We start from the raw sequence: 25,079 nt of genomic DNA on the forward strand, positions 1-25,079 counted from the left end.
GCCCGAGGAGAACTGCAGCGACAACGACGCCGTCCACGGTCACCGCCGGGCGGCAGAGTGCTTGACCGGAGCCGGCTCTGCAGGGGCCTCCGGGGCCGTCACCGTGGCACGTTTCTTCGGCTTGCGCAGCTTTGTCCGCGGCTGCTTGCGGCCTTCGGACAGCCGCAGCGGGAGGGCGTTCAGCACCACGCCCGCGACGGCGCCTTTCACCAGTTCCAGGTTCCGCAGGGACGCGCCCAGCAGTTCGCGCGTCACCTTCTGGTACCGGACCACCAGCACTGTTGAGTCCGCCTGCACGGCCAGCAGGGCGGCGTCGCTGAACGGCTGCATGGCCGGCGCGTCGAGGATGACGCGGCTGTAGCTGCCGCGCATCTCGCCCAGCACGGCCGTCATGGGCTGTCCCGCCAGGAGTTCGGTGGGGTTATAGGGAACCGAGCCGGCAGCAACAATGTGGAGCCTGTCGCTGGCTGTTTTCTGGATGACACGGGGCAGGGCCGCCCGGCCGGCGAGGACGTCGGCCAGGCCGAGCGGGTTGCCGAGTTTGAGTTCGGATTCCAGCCGCGGGAAGCGGAGGTCCGTTTCCACCAGCAGGACCTTCTCCCCCGCCTCTGCCCACGCGCGGGCCAGCATGAGTGCCACGGTGGTCTTGCCCTCCCCTGCCCGAGCCGAGGTAATGAGCACGACGCCGGAGGCCGGCAGTGCGGGCAGGTGTTCAATGTTGGTTCGGAGGCGGCGTGCCGCCTCGTCCAGCAGCGAGGCCGGGCTGCGTTCCAGGACTGACGAGAACTGCCGGGCCTGCGTGCTGGCCGGGACGCGGGCAAGCAGCGGCAGTCCGGACGCGTCTTGGACCTCTTCCGGGGTCCGCAGGGTGTGGTCTGTCATCCGGCGGGCGACCGCGATGGCGATGCCGGCGCCGAGGCCGAGCAGCGCGCCCAGGGCCAGGTTCAAGGAAAGCCGGGGGGACACCGGATCCGCCTCGTCGGTGGGTCCGGCCACGACGTTCAGCAGCGTCTGCCCGCCGCCGCTCTGCGTCCGGCCGGCGCCGACGTCATCCAGCGCCGAGTTGAGGCCGGAGACGATCTCGCGGGCGATCTCAAGGGCCTTGGCCTGGTCCGGCAGACTGACCACAACTGTCAGCATCAGGGTGTCCTGGTCCGCGGAGGCACTGACGCTCTGCGCAATGTCCGATGCCGTCAGGCCCGTGGAACTGCTGCTGACCAGTTTTTCCACGAACTTGTCGCTCTTGATCAGGCTCGCATACGAGGCAATACGTCCCCGCGACAGCTCGAGGGACTGCAGGGACGACTGTCCCGCTGACGGCGGCGAGACCACATAGAACTTGACGGTGCTTTGATACACCGGCGTTGTCTTCTCCGTCACGCCCCAGGCAACGGCTATGCCCGCCAGCAGGCACAAGAGCACGATGAGCCAGCCGCGCACAATTGCGCGCCCGTATTCAGACAGTTCCAATCGAACCCCCCATGCGGCCACCACGCCGTGCCTGCCGCGGCACGGTCTTTCATGGTCCCTTGACGCACCATTATTGACCGCGTCCGTGCCGTGCGGAAGCTTTTTGGTTCTATGTCTTTTAGGCACGCTTCGGGCCCCCACACCTCCCGGCCCCGATGCGAACACCGCCCGGCCGGCGGGCGGTCATGCCGGCGGGCCCTGAATCCTAGCCAAATTCGGGCACCGGCCGTAGTCTTTGCGTAAGCCAGGGCGGACCGGCAGGTCCGGAAACACTTTGGGATTCAAGTCCTGGAAGCAGGGCTTGGACCCAGATCCTGGCGGGTCTCAGCAGCAGGTCTCAGCAGCAAATCTCAGCGGCAGGGTTCCAGCAACGGGTCCCGGGGCCCGTCCCCGGCGGCCGGACCGGTGTTCCTGCGCCAGCAGCAGCGCGGTCCCGTTCAGGGATGCCTTCCGCCGGGGTTCCGGATCGAGGGGGGCACTATGACGACTGACGACGGGCAATTCTCGGTACTGGTGGCGCACCCCAGCGCCGATCTCTACGGCTCAGACCGGGTGCTGCTGGAAACCATCGACGGGCTGCACCGCAGCGGCGCCCGCGTCCTGGTGGCCCTGCCGTCGACCGGGCCGCTCGTGGCGGAACTCAAGCGCCGGGGCGCCGCGGTGGTTCTCTCGCCGACGCCGGTGCTGCGCAAGAGCCTGCTCACGCCCCCCGGCCTGGTGAAGCTCGCGGCCACCTCGGTGTACGGGCTGCTCCGCAGCATCGGTGTGATCCGAGGCTCCCGTCCGGACGTCATCCTGGCGAACACCATTACTGTCCCCCTGTGGACGGTTGCGGGACGGCTGACGGGGGTCCCGGTGGTCACCCACGTCCATGAGGCGGAGGCCAACGCCCCGCGGGTCCTCCGCGCAGCCTTGGCCCTGCCTCTCCTGTTCTCTCGCGGCATCCTGACCAACAGCCAGTTCAGCTCTGACACGCTGGCCGCATCGCTCCCGGCGCTCCAGGGCCGCCCGCACGTGCTCTATAACGGAGTCCCCGGGCCAGCCGAGCCGGTCCCACCCCGGCCCGAGCTCCACGGCGGGCTCCGGATCCTGTACGTCGGGCGGCTGTCCCACCGCAAAGGCGTGGATGTGGCCATCGACGCGTTGCTGCGGCTGCGCGGCGATGGGGTGCCCGCCCGGCTCTCGCTGGTCGGGGCGGTCTTCCCCGGTTACGAGGACTACGAGGCCGGCCTCCGGAGCCAGGTTCAGGCCCATGGCGCCGAAGAGCACGTCACGTTCCATGGTTTCCAGGATGTCGTCTGGCCGTTCCTTGCCGAGTCCGACGTCGTCGTGGTGCCTTCCCGGCTCGACGAGCCGTTCGGCAACACGGCCGTCGAAGCGGTCCTGGCTTCCCGGCCCGTGATCGTCAGCAACACCTCGGGCCTGAGGGAGGCCGCGGCCGGTTACCGTTCGGCGCAGTTCGTCGAGCCCGGCGATCCCGGTGAACTGGCCGCTGCCCTCGCCCGCGTTGCCGGCCGGTGGCAGGAGTACCAGTCCAGCGCAGTGCTCGACGCCGCCGAAGCGGGCCGCAGGCACAGCCCGGAACACTACGGGACCCTCATGGCCGGACATCTGGCCCAGGCCGCCGGCAGGCTGTTGTGACGGGAAGCCCGGCCTCCCGCGCGGCCGCGGTCCCGGCCGCGCCGCCCAAGACCGCACGGGGCGTCCGGTGGAGCTTCGGGGCAGTGCTGGCCCGGCAGGGATTCCAGATGCTCTGCGCCGTGGTCCTGGCCCGGATCCTGGGCCCGCAGAGCTACGGAGTCATTGCGGCGGCCACGGTGTACATCAGCCTGGTGGCGCTGCTGCTGGACCAGGGCCTCTCCGCGGCCCTCGTCCAGCGGCCCGATGTCAGCCGCCGCATGGCAGGTGCCACCGCCACGCTGAACATTCTGGTGGCGGTGCTGCTCGGGGCGGTGACGTGGTGGGCCGCGCCGTGGATCGCGCAGTTCTTCGGCGTAGCGGAGCTTGAGCCGATCCTGCGGCTGCTGGCGTTGGCCGTCCCCATCAAGGCCCTGGCCATCACGCCGCGGGCCATGTTGTCCCGCAACCTTGCCCTCCACCGGGTGGGCGCGGCGGACATTGTGGCCGCCGCCGCGGGCTGCGCGGCCGGAATCGGCGCCGCGCTCGCCGGGGCCGGCCCGTGGTCCATGGTGTACCAGGTGGTCACTGCCGACCTCGTCTGCAGCGCGTTGTTGCTCGCGGCGAACAGGGGTCCCGTCCCCAATTTTGCCTTCCGGACCGTGGCGCCCCTGTTGAAGTTCAGCGTCAGCGTCTTTGCCACGGACTGCCTGGCCTACTTCTCCCGGAACCTGGATAACATCCTGGTGGGCCGGGTACTCGGCGTGGCCGCCCTCTCGCTGTACGGAATGGCCTACCGCATCCTGGTCATCCCGGTCCAGCTGATTGGCCAGACCGTCAACCGGGTCATGTTTCCCGCGTTCGCCCGCGCGGCCGGCAGCCCGGAGAAAGTGGCCGCAAGCCTCGTGGCCGCGACCCGGCTGCTGGCGATCTCCGCGGTCCCGCTGATGATCTTCGTGGCCTGCGCCGCCCCCGAGCTCGTGGGCCTGGTCTTGGGCCCTGAGTGGCTGCCCGCGGCCGGGCTGGTGAGCGTGCTCGCCATTGGGGGCGCCCGCGAAACCGTTTTCTACGTCACCCCCTCCCTGATGAAGGGCCTCGGGCAAAGCGGGTTGATCCTCCGGTACGAAATCCTGGCCGCCGTCGTGCAGGTGGGCGGAATCGTGATCGGACTCCAGTTCGGCGTGTTCGGCGTCGCCGTCGGCTACTCAACCGCCGGCTTCATCCTCACCCCCGTGCTCCTGCGCATCCAGTACCGGCTGACCGGTGTGACGGCGATGTCCCAGCTGGCGGCCATCTTCCCCGCAGTCCACGCCGCGGCCTGGGGCGCGGCAGGCTACTGGGCGCTTTCCCTGGCCACCGTGCACGGCCCGTGGCACCTGTTCGGCGGGCTGGCGCTCTATGCCGGGCTCGCCCTCGCCGCGCTGCGGGTTTTCCACCGGCGCACGCTCTCCGGCTACCTCGGGCAGGCGCGCGCGCTCATTGGGCGGCCCGCCCGCCGGCAAGCCCACACGACGACGAGAGGTCACAATGTCTGACATCACCCACCCCGGAGTCCGCCCCACGGGCGAGGAACCCGCCGTCGGGATCCCGGCAGACGGCCTGGTCATTGTGGTGCTGACCTACCGCAGACCGGAGGACATCGCCCTGGCGCTGCCGCGGCTGGCGGACCAGGCGGAAACCGGCCATGCCGCAGCAGGCCAGGCCGGTCCGGGGCCGGAGTCCCTGGACGGGCCGGACGGGCCGGCGGGGCCGCCGGCCACGGTACTGGTGGTCGACAACGACCCCGAGGCCAGCGCCCGTCCCATCGTGGAACAACTCGCCGGCACCCTCCGGCCCGGGCTGGTCCGGTACGTCCACGAGCCCAGGCCCGGGATCGCGGCGGCGCGGAACCGCGCCCTGCGGGAGGCTGCGTCAAGTGAGCTGCTGGTCTTTATCGACGACGACGAAGTGCCCTCGGAGCGGTGGCTGGCGCAGCTGGTGGGCCTGCAGCGCTCCAGCGGCGCCGCCGCCGTCGTGGGCCCGGTCATCAGCGAATACGAACACGCTCCCGAGCCCTGGATCGAAGCCGGAAAGTTCTTCAACCGCCGCAGGCTCGCCACCGGGACCCGCCTTGACGTGGCGGCGACGAACAACCTGCTCCTGGACCTGCGGCAGGTCCGTGACCTGCGGCTCTCGTTTGATGAACGGTTCGGCCTCAGCGGCGGCTCTGACACGCTCTTCACGCGGCAGCTCGTCCAGCGCGGAGGTTCCATGCTGTGGTGCGACGAGGCCATCGTGGTGGACCGGGTCCCGTCCTCGCGGCTCACCCGCGGCTGGGTCCTCCGCCGCGCCCTGCGCAGCGGGAACTCCGCGACCCGCGTGAACCTGGAACTTGCCGGCGGCGCCACCGCCCGGCTGGGTGCCAGGGGCGTTGCCCTGGGATCCGGATCAGCCCGGCTGGTCGGCGGATCGGCACGCCTGGCGGCTGGCCTCATCAGCGGATCGGCGCAGCAGCAGGCCAAAGGAATGCGCACTGCCGCCCGCGGCCTGGGCATGGCAGCGGGCGCCTTCGGCTACGTCTACAGCGAGTACCGCAGAAAATAGTTTTACTGCTGTTTCACCGCCCCCGCGCCGCCGGCGCCGAACCCCTGATCTGCGGGGAATTTTTCGGCGTGTCGCAAGCGACGCGCCCGGGCGTGATCAAGTTGGAATGCCCCATGAATCGAAGTTATCAATTTGCAACACTGTGGGGACCTCGACTAGCGTGTCTGCACAGACGCCGGGGTCGGGGAACGCCTCCCGGTAAGTCAGCCGCGAGAGCTACGGGTCCGCCCGTGCCTCGCCCGGGTCGCAGCCACCCGGGCCCCACGAGCACTACTTGCGCTGACCATGCACCAGGCAACATACCGGCGCGGTCTCCACGCCGCCGGCAGACAGGCCCTCGCGGGCCTCCCGCCACTTCCGCTATGTCCGTGCGATTCCCCGTGCCCGGATAGCTAGACAACAGAGGTTTTGACACTATGGCCATTGGCTCGAAGAAAATCCAGCGCAAGAACGTCCGCGCAACATATGCCGCCGGCGCCGCGGCAGTGACAATCACTGCCCTGGCCATGTCCGCGGCACCGGCCGTCCAGGCGGCGCCCGCAATGGCGCCCGCCGCGCTGACCATCGGGTCCTACCAGCCGACCGTGTCCACCACCGGGGTTCCGGCCGGAACGGCGCTGAAGCCCTACAACACCTCCGGCGCGGACCTCGTCATCACCCAGGACGGCACGGTCCTGGACGGACTGGACATCTACGGCGACATCAAGGTCCGGGCCAAGAACGTGGTCATCAAGAACAGCCGGCTGCACGGCGGCAAGGCGATCCCGAAGGCCAACACCGGCGTCGTCGACGCCAACAGCGCCGCTGTTGTGAACCTCGTGGTCCAGGACAGCACGATCATCCCGGACAGCCCGTCCTACTACCGCGACGGCATCGTCGGCCACGATTACACGGCCCGGCGGAACCACATCCAGGGCTCCAACGACGGCCTGGGCATCTTCAACCGTCCCGGCGGCCCGGTGACCGCCAACGTGACGGCCGAAGGCAACTACATCCACGGGCTGACTTATTGGTCCAACGACCCCGCCCACAGCGACGGCACGCACAATGACGGCATCCAGGTCCAGGGCGGCCAGAACATCCGCATCGTCGGCAACAACATCGTGGCCAACTCCAAGCCCGGCCCCGGCAGCGCACCGAACCCGCGCGGCACCCACGCGGGAATTGGCATCATGCTGCAGCAGAACGTCGCCAAGCTCGCCAACGTCGTGGTCGATAAGAACTGGGTGGATGATGGCCAGACGTCCATCAACATCGACAACGGCAAGTACTCGAACATCACTGTCACGGTCTCGAACAACAAGCTCGGCCGCAACCAGTTCGACTTCGGCAACGGCTCGAAGTACCCCATCCGGGTTATCAACCGCGCCGCAAGCACCGTGGCCGGCCTGACCACCAGCAACCGCTGGGCCGACACCCAGGGCATGCTGGTGGAAGGAAAGACCAGCGGCATCCGCTACAACTCCTAGGATCCCCTGCCTCCTAGGATTCCCTGGCGGGATTCAAAGCCCTGGCCGGGTCCTGAAACGGGCCGGATCCGCAACGGATCCGGCCCGTTTTGTGTCTCACTTGGCTCTCAGGCTCACAGCCGGGGACGTCTTGGTATTGCCGAACGTATCGGTGACCACCAGCTTGTACTCATGGGCGCTCCCGGGCGGCACCATGTCGAGTTGCTGGATCGTGGGCCGATACCAAAACCGGGACGAGACCGTCCGGGTACTGATGACCGTCCCGTCCCGGAACAGCCTGTAGCTGAGCCTGGAATTGTCACGGTCCCAGTTCGCCTGCCAGCTGATGTTGATCGCCCCGGCGGACGGCGATGTCAGCACCGGGTTGGTGGACGCGGCCGAGGACCTCGGACCTTCCTTGTTCGGGGCGAGGCTGCTGACGGCAAAGCGTGCCAGCCCCTGCTGTCCGCGCAGGTTGACGTTGCGGAATTCGCCGCCCATCACCACGTATTGGTCGTTTCCGGCAACCGTCCACGGGCCCTGGTTCTGGCCCGTGGCCGTCCCGGTATCCATGTCCGGGAACCAGACCAGCAGCGTCGGCATGGGTTGGCCGATGAAGCTCGGAAGTCGTGAACTGGGCCGGGTGAAGGTCCCGGTCGCTGCCTTGCTGTAGGCGAGCGCCCGCTGATAGGACCGCGTAGCGGTTTCCGGGAAGCCCCCGATCTTCCCGCAGTCGTGCGAGTGCCCGGCTTTATAGACGGCGGTGTTGCTGGCAAAGGTACTGTAGGAGTCACCGCTGCAGTCATCGATCCATTTGATGGCGAGGTCGGACCAGTTCGCGGCAAACGATCCCTCGAGGTTTCCGGTGCCGCCGCTGTCAATGAGGATGAATGCCGTCCCGTACCAGCTGGTGCCGTCGCTGGAGAGGGACGTGATGCCCGCGTAGGTCCCGGCGTTCCGCACGATTTTGTTGGCAGGGGTTGCCCGGTTCTTTCCGGTGGCCGCGTCCACTGCCCCGAGGCCGAAGCCTGGTTCGCTGCTGCCGTTCAGTGTGGTGAAAGCCCCTCCGACAACCAGCTTGCTGCGGTCAGGAGCCAGGACCAGGGCGTTGACCCGTCCGCCGCCGGCCGCGGGCTTCCAGGCCAGCAGGCCGCCGTCGGAGGCGCGGACCGCCGCCAGCCGCGATCTCGCGGCGGATCCGACGGCGGTGAACGAGCCGCCCAAGAAGACCGTGTCCGGCGTGGCCACGATCGCCCGGACGGACCCGGACATGGGCGGCGCCCAGCCTGGAATCACGGCCCCTGTCGCGGGGTCCAGGGCCACGACTTTCCGCGCTGCATGACCGTTGACCTGGGTGAAGTCTCCTCCAACGTAGAGGCGTTTGCGGTCCGGGGACGCCGTCACCGCCAGGCCTTGGGCGTTGAGGGACGCCGTGAAGCTGGTAATGAGCTTTCCGGTAGTCAGGCTGAACGCCAGGATGTTGTTCCGCGGCGTGGTCTGTGTGCCGGCCGCGGCGCCGGCGGGGCGGGCTGTGCTGAATTTGCCTACGGCGTACACCGTGTTCGCGATGACGGCCTGCTGCCAGACCACCCCGTCAACCTGCACCGTCGGCAGGGAATCCGCCGTCACGGTGACAGGACTCGAGGGAAGGCTTGGATCGGCCGGCGCGGAGTCGGCGCTGGCGCCCGGGGCCACCGTAAAAGCCAGGGCCGCGGCCAGTACAGCACTGGCAACCGCCCGCCAGGCCCGGGCCGCGGCCGGCAAGCGGTGCCACCAGCGAGGCAGCCTAAAAGTTCTCCGGGGCAGCTCTCCGTGTGCGTCAAGCGCGGTCGCGCCCCCAATCATCCAGGACATCAGTGTCCTCCTTCGCTCGGCTTCGGCATTCCTTGGGTGACTTGCCGGTTCGCAGCTGCCCGTTCCCGGCCCTCCCGGTGGTCCCTTCCGATCGCCGCGTCAGTTGGGCGGCACCTGGAGGTTGTCGAAACGTGCCAGCACCGGCGCGTTGGTCGCGGAACTGGAGAGGTAGGACAGCAGCCCCACCGATCCCGCGCCCTGCAGGCCGGCGGTGGAGTCGGTGGCCGTGACGGCCCATGTGCCCGGCTCCTCGGTTCCCGTCCGCCAGGTCTTGGCCCGGATCGTGGTGGGTGCGGCCCCGAAGACCTCCACCCGCAGCTGCAGCTGCTGGCCGGCCGCGAGCGTGATTCCCGGGGCGAACTGCCCCAGCACCGTCTCCGCGCCGCCGGCGAGCCGGGTCAGTTGGACGGTAGTGGCCCCGTTCGAGGCGACCTTGACCTTGCCGCGGTACTCGGCCGTGCCCACACGCCGTCCGATCACGCCCAGGTAAGTGCCGCCTCCGTCGCCAATCTTGTCCAGCGATACCGTCACAAGCGAGTTGCTGGCCGCGGTCGAGACCGACGGCAGGAACGCTGACGGGCCCCGGCCTGCGGCCAGGTTCATGGTTCCCTGCCCTCCGGCCACCGAGAAGAACGACGCCGAGCCGTTCAGCGACCATGCCCCGCCGGAGTCCGCCGTTCCCCAGCCCGACGCCAGGGTCCGGCCAAAGGCGTCCTGCGCCATCACCCCGCTGGACATGACGGTGACGGCTTGGCTGGTGGTGCCCGTGGCGCCGCTGTTGTCCGTCACGGTCAGGGTCACCGTGTACGTGCCGGAAGCCGCGTAGCTGTGCGACGCCGTGACGCCGCTGGCGGTGGCGCCATCGCCGAACGTCCACGAGTAGCCCGTGATCGAGCCGCCGGGGTCCGAGGAAGCTGCGGCGTCGACGTTGACGGTCAACCCCGTGGTGCCGGCAGTGAAGGCGGCCATCGGCGGGGTGCCGGTGGAACCCGCGATGGTGATGCTGCCGGAGTCGCCCGTAGTGGTACTTCCCAGCGGATCCCGGACTGCGATCCGGTAGCTGTGCGCACCGGCGGTGAGTCCGGCGTCGGAGAACACCAGGGTGGGGCGCTGCCAGAAGGTGGACTGCGCGGTGACCGTGTGGACCGGCACGGGGTTCCCGTCGCGCAGGACACTGTAGCTGAGGTTCGAATTGTCGCGGTCCCAGTTGGCCTGCCACTGCACGCGGACCTGTCCGGCGCCGGGGCTGGAAAGGGTGGGCACGAACGCTGCCCCGGTGACGCGCGGGCCCTGCAGGTTGGGCGCCGCATCCCGGCGCGCGAACCGGGCCATGCCCTGCTGCGGCTGCTGGTTGACGTTGCGGAACTCCCCCACCATCACCACATACGTGTTGTTGCCGGTCACGGCCCAAGGTCCCTGGCTTTGGCCGCTGGCAGTTCCGGTGTCCATGTCCGGGAACCAGTTCAACAGCGACGGCGCAGGCTGGCCGGTGAAGGACGGGTAGCCGAGCGGGTCGGCCGTCAGGGTCCCCGTTGCGGCTTTTCCGAAGGAGACGGCCCGGTGCCAGACGCGCGGCGTGACCTCAGGGAATCCCCCCAGGTTGCCGCAGTAGTGCGGATGGCCGGCGACATAGACGGCAGTATCGGTGGCGAAGGCCCCGTAGGAATCGCCATGGCAGTCCTCCACCCACTTGATCCGGCCGTCGGACCAGTTGGCCGCGAACGCGCCCTCCAGGTTGCCGCCGGTGCCGAAGATGTAGCCGGTGCCGTAGAAGCTCGTGCCGTCCGTGGAGAGCGAGAGCACGGCCGAGTCCGTTCCGGCGTCGCGGACCACGTCATTGGCCTGCAGCGGCAGGTTGGTGCCGGTGACGGCGTCGACCATGCCGAGCCCGTAGCCCGGACGGGACGAGGTGTTCAGCGTGGTGAACGCGCCGCCGGCCACCACCCGGGTTCCCTCGGGAGAGAGGGCCAGGGCGTTGACCTTGCCGCCCGCGGCAACCGGGGCCCACGGCAACAGTGCCCCGTTCGCGGCGCTGACGGCGGCGAGCCGCGAACGGCCGGCAGTTCCGACGCCTGTGAAGGTGCCGCCCATCCACACCGTCCCGGCCGATGCCGCGATGGCCCGGACGGAGGCGTTCATCTTCGGCGCGAAAGAACTGATCAGGGCACCCGTCACGGGGTCCAGGGCGGCCACCCGCAGGCGCTGCACGCCGTTGACGGTGGTGAAATCCCCGCCGATGTACAGCCGCGATCCGTCCGGCGACGGCGCGACGGCGAGCGCCTGGGCGTTCAGGACCGGCGCGAAGCCAGTGATGAGCCGCCCCGTGGTGATGTCGAAGGCCAGGATGTTGGCCCGGGCGCTCAGTTGCGTCCCGGCGGCCGCGCCGAAGGGGCGGGCATTGTTGAACTTGCCGACCACGTAGACGGTGTTGCCGATCACGGCCGATTGCCACGCCACGCCGTCGTGCTGGACAGTGGGGAGGCTGTCCGCCGTGACGGTCACCGGCGTTCTGGGGTCGTTCGGGTCAACGGGCGCCGAATCGGTGATCCCGCGGGGTGCCCCCACGAGGGCCGCGGCGACGAACAGGAGCAGGGAAAGGGCCAAGGCACCCGCCAGCGCCGCGGCGCGGTGGACGGGCCGGCTGGTGGTGCCGGGCGCCGCAGTGGACCCGGTGCCGGCTTCTGATCCCCACGTCATGCTCGTCCCTTCGTCTGGACTACAGGTTTTCCCCTCCCCAGCCCGGCCCACCCGCAGTCTCTTTGGCCCGCTTTTTTGCCAGCAGATGTCAGTTGAGGCGCACCTCGAAATCGTCGAACCTTGCCTGCACGGGCGCGTTGCCCGCGGTGCTCCACAGGAAGGACATCAGCCCGGCCGAACCGGCGCCCTGGAGCGAGGCGGAGGCGTCGCCGGCCGTTACGAGCCACGCTGCCGGTTCGGTAGCGCCATCCCTCCAGACCTTCGCCCGGAGGGCGGCCGGCGCGGAACCGGTCACGGTCATCCGCAGCCGCAGCTGGTCGCCGGCGGCCACCGTCAGGCCGGGGACGGCGATGGCCTGCAAGGTGGTTTCCGTGCCGCCGACGAGCATGGTCAGATAAAGCGTGGTGCTCCCGGTCGCCGAGATCTTGAGTTTGGCCCGGTACTCGTCTGCCCCGGCCTTCCGCCCGATGATGCCCAGGAACATGCCGCCGCCGCTGGCGATCTTGTCCGTCGAGGTCTTGACCTGGACATCGGCTGCCGCGGCCGAGACCCCGGACAGGTAGGCCAGGCGCTGGACCCCTGCTGCTCCCAGCGCCATGGAACCGGCCCCTGAGCCCACGGCGTAGCTGCCCGCAGTGCCTGTGACCGTCCAGGCCCCTCCGGTGTCCGCCGTGCCCCAGCCCTGGGCTGAGGTGCGTCCGAAGGCGTCGGCGGCGAGGGCCTGGTTCGGCGCCGGGTCTGTCACCGTGACTGTTTTGGTGAGGGTGCCGGCGGCGCCGTCGTTGTCCAGCACTGTCAAGACGACGTCGTAGCTGCCGGCCGCGGCGTAGGTGTGCGATGGCGCGGCCCCGGCGCCTGTGGCGGCGTCGCCGAAGTCCCAGGCGTAGGACGCGATGGTGCCGTCCGGGTCCTGTGTCCCGGCGGCGTCGAAGGCTGCCGTGCGGTTGGTGACGGTGGCGGTGAACTGGGCGGACGGCGCCTGGTTCGGCTGCACCGAAACCTGTGCGGCGCTGGTGCCAGCGGCGCCGCTGTTGTCGGTGACGGTCAGGGTGACCGTATAGGTTCCGCCGCTGAGGTAGCTGTGGGAGGCGGTTTTCCCGGTTCCCGTGCCGGAGTCGCCGAAGTCCCAGGCGTAGGAGGTGATGGTGCCGTCCGGGTCGGCGGACGAGGACGCGTCCAGGCTCGCTGTGAGCTTGCTGGTGGTCGAGGTGAACGCTGCCACGGGCGGTTGGTTGCCCGGCGGGGCCGTGGCCGTGACCGTTCGGGTGGTGCTCGCGGAGTTGCCGTCGCCGTCGGTCACGGTCAGGCGGACGGTGTAGGAACCGGGAGCCGCGTAGGTGTGCTGGGTGGTGACGCCCGTGCCGGTGCTCCCGTCGCCGTACGCCCAGCTGTAGGACGCGATGGGGCCGTTCGGGTCCGAGGATCCGGAGGCGTCGGCGCTGACATTGAGGTAGGTGATCGAGGAGGTGAAGGCCGCCGTCGGTGGCGTGGCCGGGACGGTCAGTGGGCGGCCGGAAGCGCGGTAGTGGTTCTGGACCTGCTGGAGGCCGAGCGCCGCGGGATAGAGGGCGACTTCGTCGATGTCGCCCTTGAGGCTGCCGCTGCTGGGCTGGCTCGGCCAGGTTCCCACCAGGTCCGACCCGACGCGCCAGTACCCGTCGAAGACCCTGCCCGAGGTGACGTCGGTGCGGAAGGCGGCCCGGACACCGTCGATGTAGAGGAACATGCCGCCGCCGCTGAGGCTGGCGGTGACCTGGTGCCATTGGCCGTCGTTGAACCCGGCGTTGCTGTTGATACTCCTGACGGCCCCGTTCCACAGGCCGAAGTAGATCCGGCCGGCGTCGTCCATGTAGACGTTCCGGTCGGTGACCCGGGACGTGCCGCTGGCAACGTTGCCGAATCCGATGATCTTCCCGCCCGCCGTGCTGCTGGTCCTGACCCACGCTTCAGCGGTAAACACGTCCGGTGCGCGCTGGTATCCGTTGTCGGCGGCGACTCCGTTGACGGTGCCGTCAAAGGTTCCGGCGCCGGTCGCTTCTGCGACGACGGCGCCGTCGGCCCGCAGCCCGGCACCGGCAGCGGCGGTGAGGTCCCCGGCGTTGGCCGAATCCACCAGGATGGGTCCGGCAGGGTCGTTGAAGCGCCAGAAACTTACCGGGCGGTCGGCCTGGATGGCGTCGGCATAGCCGCTGGCGGGCGTGGAGGCCGCGGCCGTGATGGAAACGGTGTCGGACCGGGACTCGTTGCCGAGCGGGTCCGTGGCGAAGATCCGGTACCTGTAGGTCTGGCCCGGCACCAGCCCGGAATCGAGGTAGCTCAACCCGGGCCGTTTCCAGAAGGTGCTGTCCTGGGTGACGGTGTAGGCGGGTGTGGCGGTGATACCGTCGCGGATCACGCGGTAGGTGAGCCGGACATTGTCCGGGTCATGGTTGGCCTGCCAGCGCACGCGCACTGTCCCGGCGGCGGGCGAGCTCAGGGTCGGGGTGCTGCGCGCGCCGCTGAGGGCCGGGCCGCGGGTGTTGGGTGCCTTGTCCCTGACAGTGAAGCGGACCAGGCCCTGCTGGCGTGTGCCGTTGACGGTGGTGAATTCGCCGCCGAGGACCACGTACTGCCCGTCGCCGGTGACGGCCCAGGCCCCCTGGTTCTGGCCGGTGTACGTGCCGGTGTCCAGGGCCGGGAACCAGTTGAGCAGGGAGGGCGAAGGCAGCCCGGCCCAGTTGGCGTAGCCGAGCGGGTCCCGGATGATGGTGCCGGTGGCGGCTTTGCTGAACGCGACGCCGCGTTGGAAGGTCCATGGCTCGGTTTGCGGGTAGCCGCCGATGTTGCCGCAGTAGTGGGCGTGGCCCACCTTGTAGATGGTGTCCCCGGCCGGATAGACGGCGTACGTGTCGCCGTGGCAGTCCTCCAGCCAGGTGATCTGGCCGCCGTTCCAGCCGGCGGCGACCGTCCCTTCGAGATTGCCGCCCGCACCGAAAACGTAGCCGGTCGCGTAGACGTTCTCGGCGTCCCCGCTCAGGCTCGTGATGGCGGAGTTGAGTCCGGCGTTACGCACGCGCCCGTTGACGGCCCACGGCAGGAGCCCGCCGTTGACAGTGTCCACGGCGGCGAGCCCGTAGCCGGGGTTGGCGGAGCCGTTGAGCGTGGTGAAGGCGCCGCCGACCACCATGCGGGTCCCGTCCGGCGCGAGGGCCAGGGCGTTGACCCTGCCTCCTTCCGCCGAGGGCGCCCAGTCCGTCAGGGCGCCGTTGCTGGCCTGCACGGCGGCGAGCCGGCTGCGCGCGACTGAACCCACCGCGGTGAACAGCCCGCCAAGGTAGACAGTTCCGGCCGTCGGCACGATCGCCCGGACGCTGGCGGCGACCTTGGGAAGGAAGGAGGGAAGGAGCGCCCCCGTGCCGGGGTCAAGGGCGGCGACCCGCCAGACGGTGGCGCCGTTGACGGTGGTGAAGTCACCGCCGACGTAGATCCTGGAACCGTCCGGCGAGGCGGCGATGCTGTACGCCTGGGCGTTCAGCGCGGGGGCAAAAGGAAGCAGTTCGCCGGTGGTGAGGTTGTAGGCCAGGATGTTGCGGCGGACCACGGTGTTGGTCCCGGCCGGCGAGCCCGCCGGCCGGGCGGTGCCGAAGCTCCCGGCCGCGTAGACGGTGTTGCCGACGACCACCTGTTGCCAGACGACGCCGTCGATCTGGACAGTCGGCAAGGCATCCGCGGTCACCGTGGCCGGGTTGGCGGGATCGGCCGGGTCCGGCGGGGCGCTGTCCGCCGCCGCCGGGGCCACTGCCGCCAGTCCCAGGGAGAGTGCAAGTGCCGATGCCGCGAAGGCTGCCACGACCTTTTCCAGCAGCCGTCGCGGGACCCTTCGCCGGGTCCGGCCGCCGCCGGCCGCGGCCGGCCCGTGTTGTGGCTTCAGCATCGTCACAAGCCCTCCCCCGTTCCCCGTGGCCTACGGGATCTTCACGGCGAAGGTGTCGAAGCGCAACACCACCGGGACGTTGGTGGACGATCCTGAGAGGTACCCGACGAGTCCTGCACCGCCAGCCACCTGGAGTTCCGCCGTCGAGTCGCTCGCGTTGAGCTGCCACGCCACCGGTTCGGCCGCCGACGCCCGCCAGACCTTCGCGCTGAGCGCCGTCGGGGCGGTGCCGGTCAGGCTGAGCCGGATGATCACGGGATCGTTGGCGGCCAGGGTCAAACCGGCAATCGCCAGGGGCCCGGCGATGGTCGTCTCGGCGTTGTTGATGACCCGGGTCAGGTACAAGGACACGGCGCCGTTGCTGCCGACCTTGATCTTGGCCCGGTAGTCGTTGTTGTTCGCCCGCCGGCCGAGCAGTGAGGCGAACATGCCGCCGCCGTCGGCAATCTTGTCGGCGAACACCGTGACCGTCCCGTCGAAGGCCGCGGTGGACACCGCGTTCAGGAACGCGCTCCGGCTGGCTCCGGCGGCCCCGAGGGTCACAGCCCCGGAACCATTGTTGACGGCGAAGTTGGTGTTGCCTCCCGAGAGCGTCCAGGCCCCTCCGGTGTCCGCCGTGCCGAAGCCTCCGGTGACGGCCCGCCCGAAGGCGTCCGCAGCGACCACGGTGTTGGACGCCGGGGCCGTGACGGTGACCGCCTTGCTGAGCGTGCCCGTGGCGCCGTCGTCGTCGGTCACCGTCAGGGTGACGGTGTAGGTTCCGGCATTGGCATAGGTGTGCGACGCCGTCGCCCCGGTTCCGGTACTCGCGTCCCCGAAGGTCCAGGCGTAGCCGGTGATGGTCCCGTCCGGATCCGAGGATCCGGTGCCGTTGAAGGAGACGGCCAGGTTGGCAGCGGTTGAGGTGAACGCGGCTGTCGGGGCCACGTTTGCCGGCGGAGCCACCACGGTCACGGAGCGGACGACCGTGGCGGTGTTTCCGGTGTTGTCCGTTACCGTCAGCCGCACCGTGTAGGTGCCGCCTGCCGCGTAGGTGTGCTGGGCCGTGACCCCGGTGCCGGTGCCGCCGTCGCCGAAGTCCCAGGCGTAGGCGGCGATGGGTCCGTTGGCGTCCGAGGACGTGGTCCCGTCTACTGAGGCCGTGAGTCCGTTGGCGGTGGACGTGAACCCGGCCACCGGTGCCGCGGGAGGGGCGCTGACCGTTCGGCCGGAGGCCACAAAGTGCGCCTGGACCCGGGACATTGGGAGCACGGTGGGGTAGATGGCGACGTCGTCGATCTGGCCGTTGAGGTACCGGCTCGTCGGACGGCTGGGCCAGCTGGTCAGGTTGTCGCCGCCGATGCGCCAGAACCCGTCGATGGGCCACGCCGAGGTGGTGTCGGTCCGCCCTGCCGCCAGGACGCCGTCGAGGAACAGTTGCATCCCGTTGGGACCCAGCGTGGCAACGACGTGGTGCCATTGGTTGTCGCTGAAGGTCTTGGTGGTGTTGACGGTGATCCGGGAGGCGGCTCCGCTGCCGCCTGTCGGGCGGACGCCGAAGTAGATCCGGCCGCTGTTGTCCATGTAGACGTTCCGGTCGTAGTCAGCGGATACGCCTGTCTGCGAGTTGCCGAAGCCGATGATCTGGCCGCCTTGGTTGGTGCCGGTCCGGAACCACGCCTCGGTGCTGAACACCTGCGGGCGGGCGGAGAGCGTCGGGCTGCTGGCCACCCCGTCTGTGGTGGCGTTGAACGTGGCGGCAGTGTCCGAGTCTCCGGTCATTGCGCCCGCGGCGCCGAAGCTCACGCCCGGCCGGCCGATCAAATCGTCCTTGCCCGCGAGGTCCACGCCGGTGGCCCCGCCGGTATCGCCGAGGCGCCAGTAGTTGCCGGGCTTGTCGGCCAGCACCTGCTGGGCGTAGCTGCCCGGTGCCGTGACGGAACCGGGGACGGTGATGGAGACAGTCTCGCTGCGGGCCTCGTTGCCGAAGGCGTCCCGGGCGAAGATACGGTAGCCGTAGCTCTGGCCGGGGGTCAGGCCGGAGTCCAGGAACGTCATGCCCGGCCGCCGCCAGAAGGTGGAAGCCTGGGTGACCGTGGAGATGACGGCGCCGTTGCGCCGGACCTCATACGTGAGGTTCTCGTTGTCCTGGTCCCAGTTGGCCTGCCAGCGGACCCGCACGGTGCCGGCGGACGGGCTGGAGAGCGTCGGGTTGAAGTTCACACCGGTCAGGCGCGGCCCGCGCAGGTTCGGCGAGAGTCCGGTCCGCGGGAACCTGGTCAGTCCCTGCTGGGGCTGGTTGTTGATGGTGGTGAATTCGCCGGCCATCACGATGTAGTCGTTGTTGCCGGCAATTGTCCAGGCGCCCTGGTCCTGGCCGGTGAAGGTGCCGGCGTCCAGGATCGGGAACCAGTTCAGCAGCGACGGCGACGGGTTACCGGCGAAGTCGGTGTAGCCGTGGCTTTCGGCGGTCACCGTGCCGGTGGCCTTCTTGCTGAAGGCGATGCCGCGGTTGAACTGCCAGGGCTCGGCCTGGGGGAACGCACCGATGTTTCCGCAGAAGTGCGCATGGCCGGCCAGGTAGACGGCATCCCCCATCGGCTGGATCGAATAGGTGTCCCCGTGGCAGTCCTCGAGCCAGGTGGTGGAGTCGTCCGCCCATTTGACGGAGAACATTCCCTCCAGCGTGCTGCTGCGGCCAAAGGTGTACCCGGCGCCGTAGACGTTGACACCGTCGGACGCGAGGGTGGTGATGGCGCCGGTGGTGGCGCCGTTGCGGGCGATGGCGTTGATCTGGAAGGGCAGGACGGCGCCCAGGGACGTGTCCACCTTGGCCACGCCGTAGCCGGGGCTGCTGGAGCCGTTAATGGAGGTGAAGGCACCGCCCACCACCATGCTCGCGCCGTCCGGGGAGAGGGTCATGGCGTTGACCCGGCCGCCGGCGGCAACCGGGTTCCAGGGCAGGAGCGCGGCGTTGGAGGCGCTCACCGCGGCGAGCTTGTCGCGGGTGACGGAGCCGACGGCGTTGAACAGGCCGCCGAGGTACACCGTGGTGGAGGTCGCCACGATCGAGCGGACCGACGCGGACATGCGGGGCAGGAAGCTGGTGATCAGGGCTCCGGTGCCCGGGTTCAGGGCGACTGCCCGCCACACGGTGGAGCCGTTGTATGCGGTAAACGCGCCGCCGACGTACAGCCGTGATCCGTCCGGGGAGGCTGCCAGTGCGGTCACCTCGCCGTTGAAGCTGGGCGTGAACGTGCTCAGCAGCTCACCGGTGGTGAGGTTATAGGCCAGGATGTTGTTCCGCGGGACGGTGCCATTGCCGGCAGCAGCGCCCGCGGGCCGCGCCTCGGTGAAATTGCCGCCGACGAACACCGTGTTGCCGATGATGACCTGGGCCCAGGCGACGCCGTTGATCTGGGCGGTGGGCAGGCCGTCGGCGGACACGGTGACGGGCGTGGCCGGGTTGGCGGGGTCCGCGGGGGCGGTGTCCGCCGCGGCCGGCTGGCTGCCGAGCAGCCCCAGTGACAGCGCGACGGCGGCGGCCAGCATCAGCGCCAGCATCCTTTTCGCGCCCGCCCGCACGGTGGTGTAGAAGGTCCTCGCAGTTGTTGCTGTTTCAGTTGCTGTTGCAGGTGCCGTCGTCGGTGCCGGGCCGGCCGGCGGCCGTGTCCCTCTCCCCCGAGCGCTCCCCAGCGTTGCGTTCCTGAGCATCTTTTCTCGTCCCCCTAGTTCAGTTGATGACTGGCCGCACTGGCACCCAGCGCCGCCACATCCTCGGCCGAAAAGAGGCCTCGAATGCAGTGATCGTTTTGGTTCTCTCCCACGTTTGTACTCATTAGCGTCTGGCCCTGGCTGCCGGGAATGATCGGAAAGTGCCGGGGCACCGGGCCGACCTGGCGCACTGGAATGCCGGCCCGCAGGGCTACCCACTTCAGCCAGATGTCATCCGCGCGCCGGCACGAGTCCTGGAAGCCGTCCCCGCGCAGCCGCAGCTCCTCGAGCATCGCCGGGGGGTAGAAGACACCGGACACGCCGGTGGCGAAGTTGGCCGCCCGCTCGGCTGTGTCACGGGCCCGGGACCAGGTTCCGTAGCCGGCTACCCGGTCCCCCTCGACCCCCATGATGCTGACCCAATGCGCGCCCACACTGCCCGGGTGGCGCTCGCCGGCATCCACCAGCTGGGCCAGCCACTTGGGCGGGTAGACGATGTCGTCGTCGGCCGTCACGAGCGGCACGGTGTGCCGTGGCATGGAGGTGACGTAGGGGTAGTACTTGGTGTGCGGCCCGTAGTTGGGGGCGGTGAGGATCTCCAGGCCCCGGCGTTCGAGGCGGCGCAGCGAAGCGGGGAACGATGCAAGGTCTTCCGGCGAATCCAGCCACAGGACGAGGCGTTGCGGCCGTACCGTGCCGCGGGCAATCGACTCGATTGCAATCGACACCGTGCGGATCCGGTCGCCGTGGGTGGTCAGGGACACCACGACGCCGGCGGCTCCCGTGACCGGCCCGCGTGCCAGCAGGTTGCGCACCCGCAGGCTGGCCACGGCGCAGGCGGCCTGCACCCGTTTGCCCAGCTTGCGTGCCCGCCGGACTGCGCGCCGCGAAATAGAGAAGGGAACGGAGACCGGCGGCCCGCCGGGTGCCGGCGTCATGGTTTGGTCCCGGCCGGGGCACGGCCGGCGAACGTCGCAATCGGCGTCTCGGCTTCCAGGTTGAAGCGGATCTTCACGGTGTCCCGCGCCTCGAGAGGCACGGCGAAGACGAACACGCCGGCGCCGGAGGCCCCGGCCGCGACGCTCGCCGGGAACGCGACGGGGTCCGGTCCGCTGAGTTGGCTCGCCGGGGCGTCGTCCTTGCCGTAGCTGACGTCCACGAGCGCCCGGTCCAGCGAGAGCGGTACCGCGGTGGCGTTGACCACAGTGATCTTGAACCGCACGGCAGGTCCGGCCACTTCGCCGATCCCGGTTGCCACGCCCTGGACGGCCGTCATCTCCGTGATGGTCGCCGTTACACCGCCTTTGACGGCCTTCTTGGCCGTCAGCTCCACGGGGGCGGCAGTGGGCTGCGCGATCGCCGCGAGTTCCTGGTCCGACTTGCCCTTCCGGTCCACGGGTGCGGGGTCGACCTCCGGCGGACCGGACGGTTTCGCCGCTGTCACCGGTCCAGCGGCTGCCGGGTCCGGCGTTCCGGAACCCGTCTGCGCGGCAGTGGCGCCGGCCGGGTCAGGGCTGGCGGTGCCGGGCTGGGCGGAAGCGCCCGCGGTGCTGTCCTGGGCTGCCGGCGCGTCGCTGCCGGAATACTTGAGCCCGGAAGCCCACGCGACACCGCCAATGGCCAGGAGCGCGGAGACTCCGAGGGACGTCGCCACCAGACGGGTTCGGCGGCCGGCCTTCCGGCGCTTGTCCGCGGGGGTGCTCGGTTGCTTGTTCATGCCCGACCTCCCCGCGTGACGTGCTTTCCGGCCGGACGGGATACCGGCTGGGACGCAGAGAGCTCCCGGAACCACTTCACCGACGCCAGCACCAGGAACCCGGCCGTGGCGGCGAAGATCAGCGTGTAGACGGTCAGGAAGACAGGCAGCACGCCGTAGGTGACGAAGGACAGGCAGAGGACGCCGTAATCCATCGGGATCACCAGCAGCGAACGGATCCAGGAGCGGCTGCCGGTTTCTGCCACGGACACCCGTCCGGCCTGGCGCCGGAGCTGTTCGGTGAGGATCATGCCGAAGAACAGGACGGCGGACACCATCGCCGCGCCCAGCGGAACCACGAGCCACCAAGGGTCCACGGCGTCGAAGCGATAGAGCCCGACGGCGAGCGCCAGCGGCATCGCCGAGGTCTTGACGGCGTCGACCATGTGGTCCAGCCACTCCCCGGCCGGCGAACCGCCGCCCCGCATCCTGGCCACCTGGCCGTCGGCCGAATCAAAGGCGTAGCCGGCCGCGAGGCACAGTGCCACGCCGATGCCGAGCACGACGGAGGGCGGGTAGAGCATCAGCAGGGCGATCCCGGCGAAGGTGAAGGCCGCGCTGATGGCTGTCACCACGTTCGGGCTCAGGCCTGCCCGTATCGCTGCCGCAGCCAGGAGCCGTCCCAGCCGGCGGTTGATGTAGCGCGAGTACGCGGGGGCACTGCGTGCGGCGGCCTTCTGGCCGACCGAAAGGGACCTCACTATGGCCCAATACCCGTCGGCGGCACGTTCGACGTGCGGGTCGATGGCGGTCACTGGCCGGCCCCCATGCTTTGCTGGGCCGACGCGGGGAGCCGGCGGTAGGCGCCGCGCGCTGAACGCACCCGCAGCCGGGCAAGGTCACGGCACAGCTCCTCATAGCCGTCCGTGACGAGGTCCCAGCTGTAGCGGTGCGCGATGATCTGCGCCTGCTCACCCCGCCACGCCACATCGGACCCGGGCCGCTCGGCGTCAGCGACCAGCCTGGCCACCTCTTGCGGCTCCGAAAAGTACCGGCCGGAGTGTTCCAGGACCTCACGGTTGAATCCGACGTCGAACGCGTTGGTCGCCGTTCCCGAGCCGATGGCCCGCAGGAGCGAGGGATTGGTTCCGCCGACCGAGTGGCCGTGCCAGTACACGAGTGCGTTGGCATACAGCTGGTCCAGCAACTCCTGGTCCCAGATCCCGCCGACGAAACGGACCCGGGCATCGGCCAGGGCGTGGACCTCGCTCGTGTACCGGTTCGAATAGGGGGCTGAACCCACGACGATCAGTGGCAGCTCCGACCCGCTCCGGACGAAGCCGTCAACAATCAGGTGGACGTGGTTCTCCGGCTCGAACCGGGCCACCACCAGGTGGTATTCCTGCGGTTTGAGGTCCAGTTGCCCGAGCTTGTCCGAGTTGCCCCCGGCCAGCAGCGGTGCGCCGTACGCGAGGTAGACGGTGTCGGCGTCGAATTTCTGCCGGTAGTAGTCCTGGATCCCGACGGCGTCGGCGATCAGAGCATCCGAGAGCCTGACTGCGAGTCGTTCCACGGCCCTGTAGTAGTTCTGGCCGCCCTTGCCCCACTTGGCGCGTTTCCATTCCAGCCCGTCGACGTGTGTGGCCACCGGGATGCGCGCCGCCCGGAAGGCCGGCAGGTAGGGAGCGTTGGCGGCGTTGAAGAGGATGGCCGCATCCGGCCGGTGCCGGAGCAGGTGGGCGACGGAGAGGCCGGTGTGGCTCAACGTCTCCAGGGACCGTTTGTGCATCGCCGGAAGGTGGACAAGTTCCATGCCCAGGTGTTCAGAGGGCTTGTCTGTGCCTTCCCCCATGTCCCGGCAATAGACCGTGACGCGGTGGCCGCGCTGCACCAGGCGCTGCCCGATTTCCTCGATCGCAGTTTCGAAGCCGCCGTAGTGTGCCGGGACGCCGCGCGTCCCCACCATGGCGACATGCAGGCCGCTCACCGCCGTGTTCCTTGCCTGAGGTGCGACGGCGACACGGACTGGTTGATCAGTTCCAGGGCCGTGCGCAGGGCTGAACTTGAGGTGTGGACGGTGTACGGGAAGTGGACAACCTCGACGCCGACGGCGCCAAAGGCCGCTTGCAGCCGGTCTCCTTGCGGAGTGCCCTTCCAATCGTCTCCCTTGAAGAAGATGTTGAAGCGCAGTTCCTCCCAGACCTGGAGCTTGTCCGGGACGACTTCGGCGAAGACCTTGTCCACGTAGCCGATGCTGCCGACAATCTCCATCCTCTCGGCGAGCGGGACCAGGGGCAGCCTGCCCTTGGCCCCCTCGAGGATTTCGTCGGACACGACCCCCGCAATCAGGTAATCGCATTGGCTCTTGGCGTGCTTGAGGATGTTCAGATGCCCAATGTGGAACAGGTCAAAAGCCCCCGGGGCATATCCAATTTTGAGACCCATTGTGTTCTGCTGCCTTCCCGTGTGACGCCGGCCCAGTACCGGCGTTTAGTGTGTTTAGTAGGCCCCCACCGGATGAAGAATGACCCTGAATGTTCGCCACAGGATCATGATGTCGCCGGTCAATGACCAGTTCTCCACGTAGTAGAGGTCCCAGCGGACGCTCTCGTCCCAGCCCAGATTGGACCGGCCGTTGATTTGCCACAGACCCGTGATTCCCGGCTTGATCAGCAGCCGCCGGCTCACATCGCCCTCATAGCCCTCCACCTCGACGGGCAGCTGCGGCCGCGGTCCCACCAGGCTCATGTCGCCCTTCAGTACGTTCCAGAACTGCGGCAGCTCGTCCAGCGAGTACTTCCTGAGCCAGCGTCCGGCGGTGGTGATCCGGGGATCGTTCTTGAGCTTGAACAGCAGCCCCGCAGCCTCGTTGAGGTCCTGCAGCGCCGCCAGGTCCTGTTCGGCCGTGGTGACCATGGAGCGGAATTTGACCATCTTGAACCGCTTGCCGTTGAGTCCGACCCGTTCCTGGCGGAAGAACACCGGTCCCTTGCTGTCGCGGACGATGATCCAGGCCAGGGCGCACAGCAGCGGTGAGAGGACCAGCAGGGCCGCGGCGGCTGCCACGATGTCCACGAGGCGTTTGAGTGTGTGCTTGCCGCCGGTGAACCGCGGCAGTTCAACGTGCATGAGAGGCAAGCCCTCGACGGGCCGCCAGTGAATCCTGGGTCCCGCGACGTCGGTCAGGCTCGAGGCCAGGACGAGGCCGGCCGGTGTGCCTTCCAGGGCCCACCCCAGCTGCCGGATGGAACGGGTGCCGCCCTCGAGGCGTCCTGCCACGACGACGGCATTCGCCCCTGTCTCTTCGACCTTGTCGGCGACCGAGTCGACGTCGCACAGGACCGGGATCCGGTCGGCGGAAATTTGTAGGTGGTTTTCGGTGTAGCCGGCCGGCAGGGCGGCCCCCACGACTTCGTAGGCGGCGCCGGAGACTTTGCCGAACTGCCGGATCACGTACTCGACGTCCGCGGGTTCCCCGACGACGATCACCTTGGAAAGGTAGTGGCCGAAGAGCCGCTGGCGGTTCAGCCAGGCCCGCCATTGCCAGCGGTTGACCAGCAGGAGCAGGGCACCGGCCGGAAGCGCGAGGGCGAAGTGGCTGCGGACCACATCGATGCCCAAGAGGATTACCACGATGGCGATGCCGCCGAAGACGCCCAGGGTCGCGTCGAGGACCCGTTTGTATTCCTCGGAGCCGACTCCCAGGACCGTCTCTTCGCGGGTGCGGTGCACCTCCAGCGCTAGGACCCAGACCAGGACAATGGCAATGCTGACGGCCAGGTACGATCCGCCCGCGGCGGCGCGTGTCAGGAAGGGTTCGCCCGCTTCGAGGTGGAAGGCGTAGGCTGCCGCAACGGCAATCATCACGATGGCGGTGTCCGAAAGTCGGAGCCAGCGGCGATAGCGCTTGGCCCAGGACGTGCCCGAATCCACAACTGCGGCGGGAACGTCGTTGCCGACACCCGGGGCGGCGGTCCAGGGCTGGCCGAGCGGGCCGGCGCTTGAGGCCAGCACCGGTGCGGGCCGGCCGGTCAAACGGCTTCCCCGGGCCGTGTACCCCCTGCGGCGCTCGTCAACGGCGCTCATGCCGGGTCCGCGTCTCTTCGGG

At 69.1% G+C, this 25,079-nt stretch carries 15 protein-coding genes; 4 read left to right on the forward strand and 11 right to left on the reverse strand.

From position 1 onward, the window contains the following. Positions 1-39 precede the first annotated feature (39 nt). Positions 40-1,470: a tyrosine-protein kinase domain-containing protein gene (locus tag AC1DDO_RS12995; RefSeq protein ID WP_476971983.1), complete on the reverse strand. Its 1,431-nt coding sequence runs from the start codon at positions 1,468-1,470 to the stop codon at positions 40-42. A 480-nt stretch (positions 1,471-1,950) separates the two neighbouring features. On the opposite strand from AC1DDO_RS12995, the gene AC1DDO_RS13000 reads away from it, so the two are divergent. From AC1DDO_RS13000 to AC1DDO_RS13015, 4 genes are all read left to right on the forward strand, one after another. Next, positions 1,951-3,111, forward strand: coding sequence for a glycosyltransferase family 4 protein (locus AC1DDO_RS13000; RefSeq protein WP_476971984.1), 1,161 nt, complete (start codon positions 1,951-1,953; stop codon positions 3,109-3,111). Next, positions 3,108-4,622: a lipopolysaccharide biosynthesis protein gene (locus AC1DDO_RS13005; protein ID WP_476971985.1), complete on the forward strand. Its 1,515-nt coding sequence runs from the start codon at positions 3,108-3,110 to the stop codon at positions 4,620-4,622. Before AC1DDO_RS13000 ends, AC1DDO_RS13005 begins: the two co-directional genes overlap by 4 nt. Then, positions 4,615-5,670 carry a glycosyltransferase family 2 protein gene (locus tag AC1DDO_RS13010; RefSeq protein ID WP_476971986.1) on the forward strand — a complete coding sequence of 352 codons (1,056 nt, stop codon included), beginning with the start codon at positions 4,615-4,617 and terminating at the stop codon, positions 5,668-5,670. Before AC1DDO_RS13005 ends, AC1DDO_RS13010 begins: the two co-directional genes overlap by 8 nt. Before the next feature lie 416 nt (positions 5,671-6,086). After that, positions 6,087-7,139 (forward strand): right-handed parallel beta-helix repeat-containing protein, encoded by a 1,053-nt coding sequence (locus AC1DDO_RS13015; RefSeq protein WP_476971987.1) that lies wholly within the window; start codon positions 6,087-6,089, stop codon positions 7,137-7,139. Between the two features lie 96 nt (positions 7,140-7,235). Here AC1DDO_RS13015 and AC1DDO_RS13020 read toward each other — a convergent pair whose 3' ends face one another. The 10 genes from AC1DDO_RS13020 to AC1DDO_RS13065 all read right to left on the reverse strand — a co-directional run bounded on the left by AC1DDO_RS13020 (position 7,236) and on the right by AC1DDO_RS13065 (position 25,057). Next, positions 7,236-8,972: a YncE family protein gene (locus AC1DDO_RS13020; protein ID WP_476971988.1), complete on the reverse strand. Its 1,737-nt coding sequence runs from the start codon at positions 8,970-8,972 to the stop codon at positions 7,236-7,238. Between the two features lie 99 nt (positions 8,973-9,071). Next, the gene (locus tag AC1DDO_RS13025) at positions 9,072-11,669 is read right to left on the reverse strand and encodes a PKD domain-containing protein (RefSeq protein ID WP_476971989.1); all 2,598 of its coding nucleotides are present in this window, start codon (positions 11,667-11,669) and stop codon (positions 9,072-9,074) included. Between the two features lie 88 nt (positions 11,670-11,757). Further along, entirely contained in the window at positions 11,758-15,582 is a 3,825-nt protein-coding gene (locus AC1DDO_RS13030; RefSeq protein ID WP_476972068.1) for a PKD domain-containing protein, read from the reverse strand. Between the two features lie 30 nt (positions 15,583-15,612). Beyond that, positions 15,613-19,113, reverse strand: coding sequence for a PKD domain-containing protein (locus tag AC1DDO_RS13035; protein ID WP_476971990.1), 3,501 nt, complete (start codon positions 19,111-19,113; stop codon positions 15,613-15,615). A 176-nt stretch (positions 19,114-19,289) separates the two neighbouring features. Continuing rightward, positions 19,290-20,213, reverse strand: a complete 924-nt coding sequence (locus AC1DDO_RS13040; RefSeq protein WP_476971991.1) for a hypothetical protein — start codon at positions 20,211-20,213, stop codon at positions 19,290-19,292. Further along, the gene (locus AC1DDO_RS13045) at positions 20,210-20,992 is read right to left on the reverse strand and encodes a hypothetical protein (protein ID WP_476971992.1); all 783 of its coding nucleotides are present in this window, start codon (positions 20,990-20,992) and stop codon (positions 20,210-20,212) included. Before AC1DDO_RS13045 ends, AC1DDO_RS13040 begins: the two co-directional genes overlap by 4 nt. Continuing rightward, positions 20,989-21,786: a CDP-alcohol phosphatidyltransferase family protein gene (locus AC1DDO_RS13050; protein ID WP_476971993.1), complete on the reverse strand. Its 798-nt coding sequence runs from the start codon at positions 21,784-21,786 to the stop codon at positions 20,989-20,991. Before AC1DDO_RS13050 ends, AC1DDO_RS13045 begins: the two co-directional genes overlap by 4 nt. Continuing rightward, positions 21,783-22,949 (reverse strand): DUF1972 domain-containing protein, encoded by a 1,167-nt coding sequence (locus AC1DDO_RS13055; protein WP_476972069.1) that lies wholly within the window; start codon positions 22,947-22,949, stop codon positions 21,783-21,785. Before AC1DDO_RS13055 ends, AC1DDO_RS13050 begins: the two co-directional genes overlap by 4 nt. A gap of 5 nt (positions 22,950-22,954) precedes the next feature. Continuing rightward, a complete protein-coding gene (locus AC1DDO_RS13060) occupies positions 22,955-23,416 on the reverse strand; it encodes an FAD synthase family protein (RefSeq protein ID WP_476867640.1) in 462 nt (153 codons plus the stop codon). Between the two features lie 54 nt (positions 23,417-23,470). Continuing rightward, on the reverse strand, positions 23,471-25,057 hold the full coding sequence (locus AC1DDO_RS13065) for a sugar transferase (protein WP_476867641.1): 1,587 nt from the start codon (positions 25,055-25,057) through the stop codon (positions 23,471-23,473). Positions 25,058-25,079 lie beyond the last annotated feature (22 nt).

It is taken from the genome of Arthrobacter sp. 10N43, from assembly GCF_056394525.1.